The sequence below is a fragment of the Spiroplasma sp. hyd1 genome, assembly GCF_016082235.1.
GTDB lineage: Bacteria > Bacillota_I > Bacilli_A > Mycoplasmatales > Mycoplasmataceae > Spiroplasma > Spiroplasma poulsonii.
Map to the genome: position 1 here is coordinate 1 of NZ_JXYY01000026.1, position 17,006 is coordinate 17,006.

Annotated in this window: 11 protein-coding genes; 7 read left to right on the plus strand and 4 right to left on the minus strand. The window is 27.6% G+C overall.

Annotated features, from left to right (window positions below):
- From TS70_RS07515 to TS70_RS03810, 3 genes are all read left to right on the plus strand, one after another.
- Nucleotides 1–214: hypothetical protein (locus TS70_RS07515; protein WP_232332427.1), on the plus strand; the 214-nt coding region annotated here is incomplete at its 5' end.
- Nucleotides 215–292: 78 nt separating this feature from the next.
- A complete protein-coding gene (gene mgtA, locus TS70_RS03805; RefSeq protein WP_198049459.1) occupies nucleotides 293–3,007 on the plus strand; it encodes a magnesium-translocating P-type ATPase in 2,715 nt (904 codons plus the stop codon).
- Nucleotides 3,008–3,214: 207 nt separating this feature from the next.
- The gene (locus TS70_RS03810) at nucleotides 3,215–4,768 is read left to right on the plus strand and encodes an APC family permease (protein ID WP_198049460.1); all 1,554 of its coding nucleotides are present in this window, start codon (nucleotides 3,215–3,217) and stop codon (nucleotides 4,766–4,768) included.
- A 415-nt stretch (nucleotides 4,769–5,183) separates the two neighbouring features.
- On the opposite strand, the gene TS70_RS03815 is transcribed toward TS70_RS03810, so the two are convergent.
- A protein-coding gene (locus TS70_RS03815; RefSeq protein ID WP_105628856.1) for an IS5 family transposase occupies nucleotides 5,184–6,019 on the minus strand; the annotation gives its coding sequence in 2 pieces (ribosomal slippage) (nucleotides 5,184–5,623 and nucleotides 5,623–6,019; 837 coding nt in all).
- Between the two features lie 111 nt (nucleotides 6,020–6,130).
- Between TS70_RS03815 and TS70_RS03820 the strand changes: the two genes are divergently transcribed.
- The gene (locus TS70_RS03820; protein ID WP_198049461.1) at nucleotides 6,131–7,693 is read left to right on the plus strand and encodes a hypothetical protein; all 1,563 of its coding nucleotides are present in this window, start codon (nucleotides 6,131–6,133) and stop codon (nucleotides 7,691–7,693) included.
- An 862-nt stretch (nucleotides 7,694–8,555) separates the two neighbouring features.
- Entirely contained in the window at nucleotides 8,556–11,342 is a 2,787-nt protein-coding gene (mgtA, locus tag TS70_RS03825; protein WP_198049462.1) for a magnesium-translocating P-type ATPase, read from the plus strand.
- A gap of 85 nt (nucleotides 11,343–11,427) precedes the next feature.
- Here the strand turns inward: mgtA (TS70_RS03825) and TS70_RS03830 are convergent.
- Nucleotides 11,428–12,263 (minus strand): IS5 family transposase gene (locus TS70_RS03830; RefSeq protein WP_105628856.1). Its coding sequence is split into 2 segments (ribosomal slippage): nucleotides 11,428–11,867 and nucleotides 11,867–12,263, totalling 837 coding nucleotides; the frame shifts between segments, so codons are not numbered across the junction.
- Between the two features lie 161 nt (nucleotides 12,264–12,424).
- Complete coding sequence (locus TS70_RS03835; RefSeq protein ID WP_198049463.1) at nucleotides 12,425–13,777, minus strand: M17 family metallopeptidase; 1,353 nt, start codon at nucleotides 13,775–13,777, stop codon at nucleotides 12,425–12,427.
- Nucleotides 13,778–13,909: 132 nt separating this feature from the next.
- Between TS70_RS03835 and pepF the strand changes: the two genes are divergently transcribed.
- Nucleotides 13,910–15,715: an oligoendopeptidase F gene (gene pepF / locus TS70_RS08495; RefSeq protein WP_198049464.1), complete on the plus strand. Its 1,806-nt coding sequence runs from the start codon at nucleotides 13,910–13,912 to the stop codon at nucleotides 15,713–15,715.
- 95 nt (nucleotides 15,716–15,810) lie between these two features.
- Here pepF and TS70_RS03845 read toward each other — a convergent pair whose 3' ends face one another.
- Complete coding sequence (locus TS70_RS03845) at nucleotides 15,811–16,326, minus strand: cob(I)yrinic acid a,c-diamide adenosyltransferase (protein WP_198049466.1); 516 nt, start codon at nucleotides 16,324–16,326, stop codon at nucleotides 15,811–15,813.
- A gap of 469 nt (nucleotides 16,327–16,795) precedes the next feature.
- On the opposite strand from TS70_RS03845, the gene TS70_RS03850 reads away from it, so the two are divergent.
- Nucleotides 16,796–17,006: hypothetical protein (locus TS70_RS03850; protein WP_198049465.1), on the plus strand; the 211-nt coding region annotated here is incomplete at its 3' end.

The window sequence follows — 17,006 nt, forward strand, 5'->3', positions numbered from 1 at the left end:
ATATAAAAAGTATATACTTTATTTTTTTATGTTAGAATATATGTGTATTATTTTTAACGAAAGAAAGAGTGGTGATATTTCTATGCTTGGACAACAGGAACAGTCCGGAACCAGTAGGGACCGGTTAACAAAGGGTATTAATTTTAATAAGAGTAATACATTATTTAATATTGTTTCTGACCATCAAAGAGATAATCACCGTAATTATGCATAATTATTAATATTTTTGCTTGCGCTAATTTATCTTCTTATTTTGTTGTGTCAAGAAACAAAGTAGGAAAGGAAGCAGAACATGTTTGGGAGAGATAAAACAAAAGAAGCTTTATTAAAAAAGCTAAATTTTAATGATAAAAAATTAAAATCATGTTCAAAACTTAACCAAACTGAATTATTAACTGAATTTAAAGATAATCAGTTTGGTGTAAAAACTACTGATGTAGAAAATTTACAAAAAGAATATGGATATAATAAAGTAGATGCTACAAAATTTAATTGAGTTTTAAATTTCTTTAAATCATTTTTTGGACCATTTAACTTAGTTTTAATGGCAATTAGTGTTTGAAACTTTTATGAATTTTTCTCTACTCCTGTTGCAGAACGGGGAATTACGGATGTTTTACCAGCAATTATTGTTGCAATAATGATTTTTGCAAGTGGGACTGTTGTTTATATTCAAACAATTAAAGCCCACTTTGTCACAAAAAAATTAATTAGTATTGTTAGTAATAAGGCAATGGTAATTCGTGATATTGAAGGATATGGCAACATTAATCATAATAATGTGTTTGAATTAATTAAAAAAGGAGAAGATATTGATGTTCGTGATCTAGTGCCTGGTGATTTGGTTTACTTATCAAGCGGGGATATGGTTCCTGCCGATGTTCGAATTTTAGTTAGTCGTGATTTATTTATTAACCATGCTTCATTGACAGGAGAATCAATGCCAATTGAAAAGCATGCAATAACAGATAATACTAATTTATTAGAATTAGAAAATATTTGTTTAATGGGGACAAGTGTTGTTTCAGGAAGTGCAATTGCAATGGTTGTTCAAACTGGAACCAAAACATACTTTTCATCAATTTCAAGTGCATTACAAGAAAAACGTCCATTAACAAATTTTCAAACAGGAGTACAACGTGTAACATTTTTGTTAATTATGTTTGTGCTAATTATGGCACCAATTATTTACCTAATTTATTCAGGAACTAAAAATGATTGACTAGGAGGGCTTACATGAACAGCAGCGGCAGCAGTTGGGATTGTTCCAGAAATGTTGCCAATGATTGTAACAAGTAATTTAGCACGTGGGGCTCGTAAAATGAGCCATAGCAAACTTGTTTTTAAAAATTTAGGGGCAATTCAAAATTTAGGAGCAATTGATGTTTTGTGTACTGATAAAACAGGAACGTTAACAAATGATAAAATTGAGTTAATTAATTATGCAAGTTTAGATAATAAAAAAGAAACAGATTTATTGAAACTTTTATACTTAAATAGCTATTTTCAAACGGGAATTAAAAATCCACTAGATAGCGCAATTATAGATCATGTTAAAGATAGTTTACATCATTTTACTCCTGATAAATATCAAAAAATTGATGAAATTCCTTTTGATTTTGAACGTCGTCGTTTAACAATAATTGTTAAAAACGAAGAAGAAACAAAATTAATTTCAAAAGGTGCAATTGAAGAAATCATTAATGTATCAAATAAAATTTATTATCAAAATAAAATTGTTGATTTAGATGATGAAATGAAAAAACAAATTACTAGTACTGTAACACGTTTAAATAATCAAGGATATCGTGTTTTAGGAATTGGTTATAAAGTTGTCAGCGATAATAAAAAAGCATATAGTGTTAGTGATGAAGAAGATTTAATTTTTTATGGATATGTAACATTTTTAGATGTTCCAAAACCATCAGCAGCAAAAATGGTAAAAGTATTAGCAGCTCGTGGAGTTGATTTAAAAATTTTAACAGGGGATAATGCTGCTGTAACTCGTTCAATTTGTGAACGGGTTGGGATGCAAATTAAAGGAATTATTTCTGGTGAAGAGTTAGACAAATTAACTGATTATGAATTAAAACGTGCCGTTGAAATTAATAATGTATTTGTTAAACTAAATCCAATTGAAAAATCAAGAATTATTGCTTTATTAAAAGCAAATAATCATGTTGTTGGTTTTATGGGTGACGGAATTAATGATGTTCCTGTTTTACGACAAAGTGATATTGCAATTTCAGTTAACAATGCAACTGATGTTGCTAAAGAAGCATCAGATATTATTTTATTAGAAAAATCATTAGATGTAATTGAACATGGAATTGAACAAGGGCGTTTAACATTTGGAAATATTTTAAAATATATTAAAATAACAATGGCGTCACAATTTGGAAATGTTTTTACATTAATTGTTGTGGCCTGGTGAATACCATTCACGCCAATGCTGCCAGTACAAATGTTATTCCAAAATTTAATTTATGACTTTTCACAATTCGCAATTGTGTTTGATCGTGTTGATGAAGATTTCTTACTACAGCCACAACGTTGACGAACAAAGGGAATGTTATCGTTTACCTTTGTTAATGGTCCGATTAGTAGTGTCTTTGACATAATTACCTTTGTTATTTTAGGATATGGCTTTGGTGTCTTTAATGCATATGCTGCTGATCCAAATTCAGCTAATGCTGCTTACCATATTGCTATTTTCCAATCAGGGTGATTTATTGAAGGATTAATTACACAATCAGTAGTAATGTTAATGTTTAGAACAAAACAAATTCCATTTATTCAATCAAGACCAACTTGACCAGTTAATGTATCAACAACACTTGTTGTGGTGTTAGGATTCTTAATTCCATATGTCTTTAACAATGTCTTTCCAATGACCGCGCCACCATTGATATATATTCCAATTGTGTTGGGTGTCATTGCGGCATATTGTATTACCGCACAATTATCAAAAGTTGGTTATATTAAAGTGGTTAAAAATTGATTATAAAACAAAATAATGAAATATTTTAAAGGAATGACCAATAAAAAGGCTTATTCTTTTTATTTTTTAATGGAATTACTATTTTAATGTTAAAATTTTAAATATACTTGTGTTAAAATTTTGACATTAAATAATATAGGAAGATTATTATTTAGCGTTTTATAATTTTGAGAACTGAAAAAAATAAATTAATGGAAAGGGCGATGTTAAATTATGCAGAAAAAGGCTGCTCAAAAATATGGATTTTTTATGTGCTTTTGTATGGTTGTTGGAACAGTTGTTGGAACAGGAATCTTCTTTAAAAACGAGGGGGTTTATGGTCTAACGAATGGTAATGGAATTTTAGGGTTAATTGCTTGAATTATAGGAGGTGTTATGGCACTTTCATTTGGATTATCGTTTATGGAAATTTCGTCGGCAAAACAAGATTCTAATTCAGGAATTGCTTTATATGCAAAATTATTTGGTGGTCAACGTTTTGGCCGTGTTGTCCGAAATGCAATGAATCATATTTACATTCCGTTAACTACTTTTACGGTGGCTTATTATACAACAAAAGCATCAATTTGAGCTTTTGGTGGTGACTTAGCGGCCGAAGTTGCGTTTAGTGAAAGGGTTGGTGGTTATGGAAATTATCAGTTAATATTAACCTTTTTTGCGGTTTTTTATACTATTTTATTAATGTATATTTGTACTTATTTAGAAAAAACTGGGAAGTATATTCAAATGACAACCGTTGTTTTAAAGTTAATTCCGTTAGTTTTAGTTGGTTTAATTGGAATGTTCTTTTTTAAAAATGATCCAAATGCTTTTAGTGAATCTGGTTTAGGAGATCCTGATAAATATAAATTGGTATCAAACAAAAGCGGATTTGAAATGATTTTAATGGCTTTGCCGGGAATTTTATTTTCATTTGATGGGTTTTTATCAACAACATATATTCAAAAAGATGTTAAAAAACCAGAACGTAATATTCCATTAGCATTAGTATTAGGATTAACATCAGTTACTATTCTTTATCTAATTGTTTCAATTGGAACTTTAAATTTAGATGCTAGTGGAAGCGTTGCTGCTGCCGCGGAAAAGATTTTTAATAATCCTGTTGCAAATAAAGTTTTTGAACGAGTTATTTTCTTCTTTATTTTAATTAGTGCTTTTGGAACTTTAAATGGTTATAGTTTCTCAATGGTAAAATTAACTCGTTCATCAATTGAAGATAATTTTATTATTGGGACAAAATTGTGTAATAAAATTGTTGCGAAGCGTAGTCTTAATTTAGCAAACTTTGTTGCAGCAGTAATCATAACATTAGTATGAGGGTTAATTATGGGAATTCCAACCATTTTTGCAAAAGAAACGTATAATTTTTATGATTTTATTAGTAATGCTGGTGTTGTTGTGGCTTTTCTAATGTATGGCGCAATTATTGGGTTAGGAATTTGAAATCGTTATCACCAACGGATTAAAACAGCTAAAAATTGATATTTTATTCCAGCTGCTGTGATTAGTGTGCTTTGTATTGTAACAGTTATTATTTATAATGTTTATTCATATTTCTTAAATGCAATTGTAATGTTAGAAAAAACAGGACCAATTTTAGCAATTGTTTGATTACTTTTAATTTTAGTTTTACCATGACTTGGTTTATGAATGAGAGATAATGAAACAAAAGTGAAAAATATTACTTTTAAGAACGACATAAATGTTCAAAATAATAGTGCTAACAGAACAGATAATCTTGAAGAAAGTAAAGATAATGAAACGTAGTTAACAATAAAAAAAACATATCTAAAAGATATGTTTTTTTTATTGTTAATAAATTCCCCTTTTTTGGTAGGGGAATAAATCTGTTGAATAGGGGAGTTTTTCTTAGTTTATCCCCTAAAATAGGTAAAAGTTTATTTTTTATGTAAAATCCACTTGCTTTTTTGCCATAATCAAGAATTATATAGAAAAATACAAAGGAGAATATTTTATTATGAAAAAACTATTAAGCATTTTGGGGACTATAACATTAATAGACTTCTTGCATTACTTGTTAAAAAATTGCAAATATTTGTAAAAAAGATACTAATAGAAAAATATAATTTTAATTAATTATGTTTTTTATTTAAAAATTTAATATTTTTCCACAACGAAAAATTAATTTATTATTTAAATTATTTAATTTTAAATAAATATTTTATGTTAAATATAATAATTGTAAATTATAAATTGAGGCAATTAAATTAAATCTTAAACCAAATCTTTTTCTTCGATTACGATATTTTTCTGTAATAATTTTAAATTTTTTAAGAATAGCAAAAATATTTTCAATAATAATTCTCATTTTTGAAACTAGTCTATTATATTGCTTTTGTTCTTTGTTTAAAGGGTTTTTCTTTGTTTTCTTTGTAGGTATTAGAACATTATTGTGATTTTTTTGTATTCCTTGATAACCACTATCAACTATTAATTTGGTATTTTTTAAAATTGGGATTTTTGATTCTTTAAATAAAGCATAATCATGTTTTTTTCCGAGCGAAAAACTTGTTGCAATAATTTTTTTGGTTTCTTGTTCGATAATTACTTGTGTTTTGATCGTGTGTTTTTTCTTTTTACCAGAATAAGATTGTTTTTGTCTTTTTTTGGGCGTTGGATTGGAGTTTCGGTAGCATCAATAATAATAGTTTTATCATTAAAATAATCATTTATTAGTGCTTTTTTACCAGCAAGTTGTTGAAAATCAGAGTTTTTAATTAAAATATCTTCAATTCACTTAATATTACGATAACAATTAGCCTCACTAATATCAAAACTTTTACCAAGATGAAAATAAGTCTGATATTCTCGTCAATATAATAAAGTCATCAATAATCTATTTTCTAATGATAATTTATTAGTTTTACCACCTTTTTTAAATTTTTCTATTTCAGCAACTTTTAAAATATCTAACATTTTATTAAAAGTGGATTTTTTTATTCCTGTTAATCTTAACCATTCTCTATCATTAAGAGTATTAAATTTATTATTGTTCATATTTTTATGTCCTCATAAATTATATTTTATAATAATATTTTAATAAAAAAGGGTATCGCAAGAAGTCTAATAAATACAGGGACAACTTTCCTTATTAGTTGTAGTAATAAGATGACTGATGATAATGAGCCAACTGATGAACCAGCTGCTGCGAAGGATGCAAAAATTTTAAATGAAATTTCAAAGCGAGCTTCAAATAGCTTGCAAAAATATGCTTCAAAAAAATCAATGATTGATGAAACAAACTATGATATTAGTTTTGAAAAATTATATAAAATGGTAACATTAACTAATCCATCAGTTGTGCTTGTTATTGATAATCCTGATGTAGCAAAAATTTTACAATTAATTAGAACAGGTTTTAATGCTGAATTTGAAAATATTAATCGTGAAATTATTAACGATTATCCAAATTATTATCCAACAGATGAACCATTAGCGGTTGTGGAGAATTCAATTAATTATCAATTAAATTATATTGACTTAACACAATTAGCAAAAATAACAGGAGTTGATGTTACAAATGTCAATGCTGTTCGATTGGATTTTAGGTTTAATTTTGTTGTTCGCTTTAAAAGTTTGGAAACAACAGTGCCAGTTACAATTTCATATGTTTTAACTGGAAATGCTAAAATTGTTAATGATTTATTATCAGGGGTTGTAGCAAAAGTTGCAAAACCAATTGTTAATTATTTTAACCAAATTAAAAGTATTAAAATTGATAGTAATCAAGATTTTAAAAAATTATATGATAATTTTGATATTATTTATACTAATAACTATGAAGAATTAGATACAATTGTAATGCATAAACTTAATGAACTTATTAAAATCGATGATGATTTAGCACCATTTAAAGATAAAATTACTTTTGTTGTTTCAGAAAGAATGTTAAATTTAGTATCAGCGTCAATTACGGAAGCGGCGGCCGGTAATGCGGCCGGTTCTAATGCTGTTTTTGACCTGGTTGCAAATCGAACAACAGCAAAATGAAGTGGTGAAGGATTTAATCCTAATCAATTAACGGGACAAAACTTTTTAAATTTTTATCGGTCAGTTATGCCAATTTTTCAAACAAATAAAGGAATTCTACAGTTAGGGTCATTTAATGTTAACTTATTAAAAGTTCAAGTTGCTGGGTTTCCATTATCAGGAGTTGTTGCAGATAATAACAATCAAAACTTAAATGTTAGTGTTGAAGTGTCTGATCAAGGATTAAATAAAAAGTTAACAAATTTTGGTAATATTATTGCGGCATTTAATAAGTATTATCGTATTGAAACATATTTACCTGGAAAACGATCAATTTTTCATGTTCCAACAAATGATTTTGATAAAATAAAAACATATTTAAAATCAAGTGGTGATTTGAAAAAAATGTGAAGTATTTTGGAAGCAAGTTTTAAAAAATTATCTTATGCTAATGGCTTAGAAGATCTTAATTTATTTTATTTAGGTGAGTCATATAAAGCTTTAACAACTAATGCAATGTTATATTATATTGATGGAAATGATAATATGCTTTATCCAAATGCTTCATATAAACTTGGTGTGACATCGGGCGGAAATGTTTATTGAACATTTGATTATCGTTTTGGTGTTGACAAAGATAGTTCCTTTATCTATTCGGTTTATAGTGGATATTGAACAAGTTTTGGAATTATAAGAGAGTAACAATAAATAAGTGATACTAATGTCAAAATTAAGATTACTTTCCTTTTTTAATGATATAATAAAAATATAAATTTTATTAAAGTAAAAAAATATTAAATAATGAAAGTATACTCCTTATCGTGATTATACAAAAACAACTATGCTTTCACAATAATTAACCTGTTTTATTGGTAATTTATGAGAGTTTTAGTTTTTTAGAAGAACTCTTTTTTTATCACTGGTACCAAAATAGCAACATTAAAGGTGTGTGGTTACTAATGATTATTATTCACAATGCTATGTCTTTTTGTCCAATTTTACTTTGAAGTATCTTTTTGAATACAAAGTATATTTTGTTGTTTAGAAAGAAATATGTTCCCCAGTAGAGGCCATTTTATACAAGATATCAAAACAAAATAATATGCTGCTATAATATTTAAGAAAAAGGATAATGCCTAGTTACTAAACGATTATTAGGAATCAGTAAAGCTAAAGCATAATTGCTGAATATCTGTTAGTTTTTTAGCGAATGCCAAACTAGGCCATTATTTATTAATCTGTTATGATACAAAATAATATATAATCTAATAAAATTTTCCAAAAACAAATAAAAATGATATTAATTTTATAATTAATATCATTTTTTTATTTTTTTGTTAATTAATATTCTGGACTTTTTTGCATTATTTTCGTTATAATTAATATATAAGTAATAACAAAGAAAGGCTGTGGTATGAACTATTCAGATGTATAAAAATTATGAAAAGAAAGTTATTATGGATTTAGGAATTTTATTACTTTACAGATTTAATTTAAATTGTGTTAAAAGTCCTAAATTTATAATGGTTTGAATGTAATTTTTATAGGAGAAAGGAGTTTTGTAATGGCGAAAATAATAACTAAATTTAAAGGTGATAATAAAGACTTTAAAGGACGAAAAAAGGAAATTGGGTTTTTAAAAACAGATGAAATTAAACAAATTTCACAATTTTCGCAAACGGAAATTTTAGAGCATTTTGATCTTAAAAATTTTGGGTTAGATTATGATGAAGCAAAAGAAATGGGAAAAAAATATGGTGATAATTCTCAACAAAAAACAAAGTTTCATTGGTTTAAAAATTTTTTAAAAGTATTATTAAACCCCTTTAATATTGTTTTAGCAGTAATTGCAACTTATAATTTGGTAAGTTATTTTACTTTGGGTGGCGATAGTTTTGAAATAATTGGTGTTATTATTATTGCTATTATGATTATTATTAGTACCACAATTGCTTACATTCAAGATATTCGTAGTTTTTTAGTTACAAAAAAATTAACTGATTTAGTTAGTAACACCATTACGGTGATTCGATTAGAACATGATGAAAAGGTTGCTGAGGTTTCCGTTAATAATAATACTAGTTTAATTCGTGAGGCAAAGGAATTAGAAATTCATGAATTAGTACAAGGAGATTTAATTTATTTATCAAGTGGGGATATGGTTCCTGCAGATGTTCGAATATTATGAAGTAATGAGCTTTTTATTAACCAGTCAAGTTTAACGGGTGAATCACTGCCAGTTGAAAAGCATGCTGGTTATAACTCACATAAACCAAGTTTATTAGAATTAGAAAATATCTGTTATACAGGAACTAGTGTTGTTTCGGGAAGTGCAATTGCAATTGTTGTTGGGGTTGGTCAAGATACATACTATGCGACAATTTCAAAAACATTACAAGTTAAACCACCAGAAAATAGTTTTAATCGTGGAATTAAAAGAACAACATGATTATTGTTATCTTTTATGTTTGTGATGGTGCCAATTGTGTTTGTTATTAATGGGGTGACAAAAAATGATTGATTAACCGCATTGTTATTTGCAATTTCAGTTGCCGTTGGTTTAACCCCAGAAATGTTACCAATGATTGTGACTTCTAATTTGGCACGTGGAGCAAGCCGGATGAATAAAGCGAAAGTTGTTGTTAAAAAACTAGAGGCCATTCAGAATTTAGGGGCAATTGATGTTTTATGTACTGATAAGACAGGAACTTTAACAAATGATAAAATTGAGTTAGTTGATTATCAATTATTAGATAAAAAGAAAGATGATCGGTTATTAACATATTTATATTTAAACAGTTATTTTCAAACGGGATTTAAAAACCCCTTAGATAAAGCAATTATCCATTATATTGATGATCATCATTTATCAAATTTTAAAAATGATTATCAAAAAATTGATGAAATTCCGTTTGATTTTAATCGTCGTAAGCTGACAGTAGTTGTTCGTGGTAAAGATGAGCATCATACGTTAATTTGCAAAGGTGCAATTGAAGAAATTGTTAAAAATTGCACCAAAATTGAATATAATGGGCAAGTTGAAGATTTAACTGCAGAGCATTTACGAATGATTAATGCAACAACTGAACAAATGAATACTCAAGGGTTGCGGGTTGTTGGTTTGGCATATAGTCATGGTCATAACACTGATACGTATTATTCACCAGCTGATGAAAAGGATTTAATTTTCTATGGTTTTGCTTCGTTTTTAGATAAATCAAAGCCATCAGCAGCAAAGATGATCCAATTGTTACGCAAAAATGGTGTACAGTTAAAAATTCTAACTGGTGATAATGAACAAGTAACACGAGCAATCTGTGATCGTGTTCACTTAAAAATTAAAGGGGTTGTCACGGGTGATTATATTGAAAAGCTAAGTGAATTTGAACTTCGTGATGTTGTTGAACAAAATAATGTTTTTGTAAAATTAAATTCATTGCAAAAAGCTAAAATTATTACTGCTTTAAAACAAAATAAGCATGTTGTTTGTTTTATGGGTGATGGCATTAATGACGCGCCGGTATTACGCCAAAGTGATGTAGATATTTCGGTTGATAATGCAACCGATATTGCGAAAGAAGCATCAGATATTATTTTATTGGAAAAATCACTATTAGTATTAGAAAAAGGAATTGTCCAAGGACGACAAATTTTTGGAAACATTTTGAAATATATTAAAATTACAATTGCTTCCAACTTTGGGAATGTGCTAAGTATTTTAGTAGCATCAGCATGATTGCCATTTCAGTCAATGATGCCAATTCAAATTTTATTTCAAAATTTATTGTATGATATGTCACAATTGGCAGTTGCCTTTGATAAGGTTGATGCTGATTTCTTATCAAAACCACAAACATGGACAACAAAAGATATTTTACCGTTTGTCTTTATTAATGGGCCAGTCTCCTCAATTTTTGATATTTTAACTTTCGTTGTGATGAGTTACTACTTTGGAGTGTTAAGCAATCCACAACATATTACTGCCGAACAAGTGACTTTATTCCAAACAGGATGATTTGTTGAAGGATTAGTAACACAAACTTTAATTGTTCAACTATATCGAACAAGAAAAATTCCATTCTTTCAATCAATGTCATCATGACAATTATTGGTGGCGGGGGCTGCCGTGATTGCAGTGGGAATTGCATTACCATACACATCAGTTGGACCACAATTAAGTTTAGCGCCATTACCAGCAATATACTTTGCTTGATTTGTCTTATTAGTGGGTGGTTACTGTTTTATGAGTCAAGGCGTCAAAGTATTTTATATTAGACTTCTTGCATTACTTGTTAAAAAATTGCAAATATTTGTAAAAAAGATACTAATAGAAAAATATAATTTTAATTAATTATGTTTTTTATTTAAAAATTTAATATTTTTCCACAACGAAAAATTAATTTATTATTTAAATTATTTAATTTTAAATAAATATTTTATGTTAAATATAATAATTGTAAATTATAAATTGAGGCAATTAAATTAAATCTTAAACCAAATCTTTTTCTTCGATTACGATATTTTTCTGTAATAATTTTAAATTTTTTAAGAATAGCAAAAATATTTTCAATAATAATTCTCATTTTTGAAACTAGTCTATTATATTGCTTTTGTTCTTTGTTTAAAGGGTTTTTCTTTGTTTTCTTTGTAGGTATTAGAACATTATTGTGATTTTTTTGTATTCCTTGATAACCACTATCAACTATTAATTTGGTATTTTTTAAAATTGGGATTTTTGATTCTTTAAATAAAGCATAATCATGTTTTTTTCCGAGCGAAAAACTTGTTGCAATAATTTTTTTGGTTTCTTGTTCGATAATTACTTGTGTTTTGATCGTGTGTTTTTTCTTTTTACCAGAATAAGATTGTTTTTGTCTTTTTTTGGGCGTTGGATTGGAGTTTCGGTAGCATCAATAATAATAGTTTTATCATTAAAATAATCATTTATTAGTGCTTTTTTACCAGCAAGTTGTTGAAAATCAGAGTTTTTAATTAAAATATCTTCAATTCACTTAATATTACGATAACAATTAGCCTCACTAATATCAAAACTTTTACCAAGATGAAAATAAGTCTGATATTCTCGTCAATATAATAAAGTCATCAATAATCTATTTTCTAATGATAATTTATTAGTTTTACCACCTTTTTTAAATTTTTCTATTTCAGCAACTTTTAAAATATCTAACATTTTATTAAAAGTGGATTTTTTTATTCCTGTTAATCTTAACCATTCTCTATCATTAAGAGTATTAAATTTATTATTGTTCATATTTTTATGTCCTCATAAATTATATTTTATAATAATATTTTAATAAAAAAGGGTATCGCAAGAAGTCTATTAAAATGTTTAAACGATGATTATAGATTTACGATTAGTAAATCTATTTTTTATAAAATAAAAAACATCTTGCAGTTGCAAGATGTTAGGTGTTAACCTTTAAACATTTCAAATAAAGTTTTAATCATAACACCAGTTCCGCGACCATCAGTAGTGTCAGCTGTTCCAGCAATGTCTAAATGGATATATGGTTTTTCTTCAACAAATTCACATAAAAAAGCAGCAGCAGTGGAACTTCCTGCAAAGCGTGAACTCTCAGCATTAGTTAAATCAGCAATTGGAGTTTTTCGCATTACAGCAGTATGTTCTTCTAAGATTGGCATTCTTCAGATTCCTTCATGTGCATTTACTGCAGCATTAGCGAACTGATCATATCAACCATCATTATTAGCAAAGACCCCAGTTAACCATTTTCCTAAGGCAACTAGAATTGCTCCAGTCAAAGTTGACGCTTCAATTAGTTTATCAACATTTAATTTACGAATTGCATAAGTAATTCCATCAGCTAATACTAATCTTCCCTCCGCATCAGTATTGTCAATTTGAACGGTTTTCCCGTTCATTGACGTGATAACTGATTCAGTTAGGGTTGCTTTTCCCCCAATACGGTTTTCAGTTAAACAAGCAACCGCAGCAATATTTGTTTTAACTTGTGCTTTTGCTAAAGCTAAAACTGTTGAACAAACAATTGCTGCTCCGGACATATCAAATTTCATTCCGGCCATAGCAGTTGACGGTTTTAGATTATATCCACCACTATCAAAAGTAATTCCTTTTCCGACTAAACCAACTTTTTCTTTACTACTACTATTACCAGTATATTCTAAGACAACAACTCGTGGTTCTAGGTAACTACCAGCATTGACAGACAATAGGAGACCCATTTTTTCTTTTTCAATTTCTTTTTTATCTAAAATAGTAACTTTTAAATTAGCAATCCCTTTAGCAGCATTTGCAATTTTTTCGGCAAAAATTTCTGGATACATTAAGTTTGGTGGTGTATCTTGTAACATACGGGCAAAATTAACAAATTCCATTTTAATTTTAATTTCTTCAAAAACAGTTGCTGCTTTATCACAATTGTGAATTAAGTTAATTGTATAAGTTTTTTGTGCTTTTTTGGTTGTTTTTAAAGTATAACTATCATTTAAAGCATATAATGTTCCTTCTGCTAATGCTTTGAAAATATGACTATTTGGTTCAGCGCCTTTTTTAAAAGTATCAACCTCAATATTTAAATTATATTTTATTGTGCTCATAAATTTTTTAATAAAATCTTCTGCGGTTTTAAAAGTTAATGCTTTTTCAAAATAAACATAAAGGATTTTTTGATTTGAAATTAATGTTGTAACACCATTTTCTTGAATAACTAATGGATTAATGTCAGCTCCTTTAAAAACTGCTTTTAATGTTAAATCTTGTTTTTTGTCGTTTAATAATACCATTGTAAATTTCCCTCTTTCTATTTAGATTATTATATAAATAATATTATAACATTAACTAGGATAAGGACAAAAATATTTTGTTTTTCCGTTATAATTATGAGGTATAGTTTTGATAGAAAGAAGGAAAAAATAATGAAGCGAAAAGATGCACCAACACAATATAAATGAAATTTTAGCCATTTATATCAAGATAATAAAGCGTGAAAAGCTGATTTAGCTAAAATTGTAAAAAAATTAGAAGAAATTATTACTTTTAAAGGAAAGTTAAATGATCCAGTTATTTTTAAAAAATATGTCTTATTGGACGAAGAAATTGATTTAATTGCTAGTAAAATGGGACAATACTTGCATATGGGGGATATTGATACAACTGATTTATCATATCAAGAATTAGCCGGAATTTATTCAAATACTTTAAATCAAATTTCAAGTCAATTAGCTTTTATTGCTCCGGGGTTAAAAGCAATTGGTGAGGAAACCATTATGATGTGAATTAAGAATGATTCAACCCTTAGGGTATATGAATATAGTTATCGTAAGTTTTTTAAAAATGCCAAATACATTTTAGGAGAACGTGATGAAGAAGTATTAGCATTGGTTACTCGCTCTCGTGGTGTCGCTTATGATTTATATGATTTATTAGCATATGCTGATAAAAAACCAGTGTTTATTGATTATCATAGTAAAAATACGGAATTAACAAGTGCTGTTTATAGCGAAATTATGGAAAAAACTGATCCGTTAACTGAACAAGAGTTTCGGATTAAAGCAACACAATTATTTACCGAGCATTTAACTGATAAGAAACACGCTTTTGCTCGTGTTTATGAGGGAATTATTCAACATAGTGTTGAAGCAGTTCGTTTACGTGGTTATCAAAATACTTTACAAGCAGCATTAAGCAGTGATAATGTTTCAGAAGAAATTTATGCAAGTTTAATTAAATATGGTCGCGAAAATAGTCGCTTATTTGTTCGTTATAATGAATTGTTAAAAAAACATTTTAAGTTTAAAAAATTTTATGCGACAGATCGTAGTTTAAAATTAGTGACTAATGTTGCTTTATTGGACAAAAAATATACTGTTGAAGAAGCAAAAACAATGATTCGTGAATCATTACAACCGTTAGGATCAGAGTATTTGACTCAATTAGAAGTAGCATGAAGTGATCACCGAATTGATTATTTTGAAGATACTAATAAACGAAGCGGTGCTTACTCATCGGGTGGTTCGGGAGTTGACCCAATTATTTTAATGAATTGAGATGATACAATTGGGTCAGTTAATACACTAGCCCACGAAGCAGGACATTCGGTTCATACTTTATTAGCAGATCTAAATAACAAATATCCGTTAAATAATTATCCAATTATTTTAGCAGAAGTTGCGTCAACGGTTAATGAACATTTATTATTTGATTACTTATACAAGCATGCAACAAGTAAAGAAGAAAAAATTTATTTATTACAAAATCGTATTGATGAAATTATGGCTACTTTTTTCCGTCAAATTCATTTTGCTGATTTTGAATGAACAGCACACAAGATGGTTGAAAATAATGAGCCATTAGATGCTGATAAATTAGCTGTTCTTTTTGAACAAAAAGCAAATGAGTTTGGTTATACTGTTTTTGACAAGCGTAATCCAACAAAAAAATCATATGGGTGACCACGAATTTTACATTTCTTTAATTCACCATATTATGTTTATAAATATGCGACATGTATTGTTGCTTCCTTTAAACTTTATAATGATGTTATCAACGGTGAACCAGAACAATTATTAAAATTCTTAAAACAAGGTGGCCAAAAAGAACCATTATTAATTCTAAAAGATATTGGGATTGATTATACTGACTCAAATGTTTATCGTGCTTTAATCACAAAGTTAACAGCAATGATTGATGATTTAGAACAACTACTATTTGCTAAAGTATAAGACTTTTTGATAAAATAAAACAATTCGTTTTTAACGAATTGTTTTATTTTATAACATTATGAATTATAAAAACATTAGTTTAATAAGTATTTAAATTAAAATTCAATGCCTTTTCGTGCCGGAACTTTTTGATAAAAATAGTGCTTTGTTGCTTGAATATGACTTACTAAATCAACAGCATTAATTAAATTATCGGTAATATGATGGCCGGAAAAAGCGATTTCAATACTAGGGTTTTTATTTTTAATAACTTCAATTAATTCTGCTTCGGTAATTAATTCGTTATAAATACAGCCAAGAAGTTCATCAACGATAATTAAATCAACTGTTCCATCTTGACTTAGTTTCTTAAGTTCTTCAAAACCAACACGCATTTCTTTACGAAGAACTTCTTTTTCTTGATCATCCATTTCTCAAAAAAACTTTGTGTTTGATGAATAGTAATTAATTACCTCGAAATTAGGGTCATTTAATTTTTGAAAAAATAACATTTCTCCAGAAATACGATTTTTTAAGAATCGCAAATATTTAACTTTTCATTGATATCCTAAAGCACGAATTGTCATTCCATTTAAAATCGATGTTTTTCCTTTTCCATCACCATAATAAATATGACAGTAACCTTTTTTTGCATAATTACCTCCTTATGTATAAACATTGTACTAAAAAGTTCCTAGTTTTAACTTTTAAATATAAAGAAATAAGCAAAAATATACTGGCAAGTTTTATTTCTAATTTTAAATAGAACAGTACTAATATTAATTTTGTGATAAAATTAAATTACCATTTAAAGAATTTAAATGTAGCTTAGAATTAACAATGAAAAAATAATTTTACAATAATATTAACTTTAAAAAAATTACTATGAAGATATATTCGATATTAACAAGTAAATGAAAGGATAAATATTATGAAAAAGATGTTGTTAACAGCCATTATTATGGTGACATCAATGAATGTAGTTCCTTTGAACTATAAATCTCAACAAAATAATGATTTAAATAATATAATTACCGCTAAGGAGCAGATAACATTAACAAATGATGATTTAGGTTTTTTCAAACATATATTAATACATTTATGAAATTACAAAATCATAATATTAATACTACGTCTATTAAAACAGAATTAATTAGTAAGATTGATGAAGTGTTAACAGAAGGTGATTATAAGAATATTGGAGTAATCACACGCTTATATGAATTAAAAAGTGAGTTAATAGGAACTGATGATAAAGCAATGATGATTGATTCATTAGACTTCTTGCGATACCCTTTTTTATTAAAATATT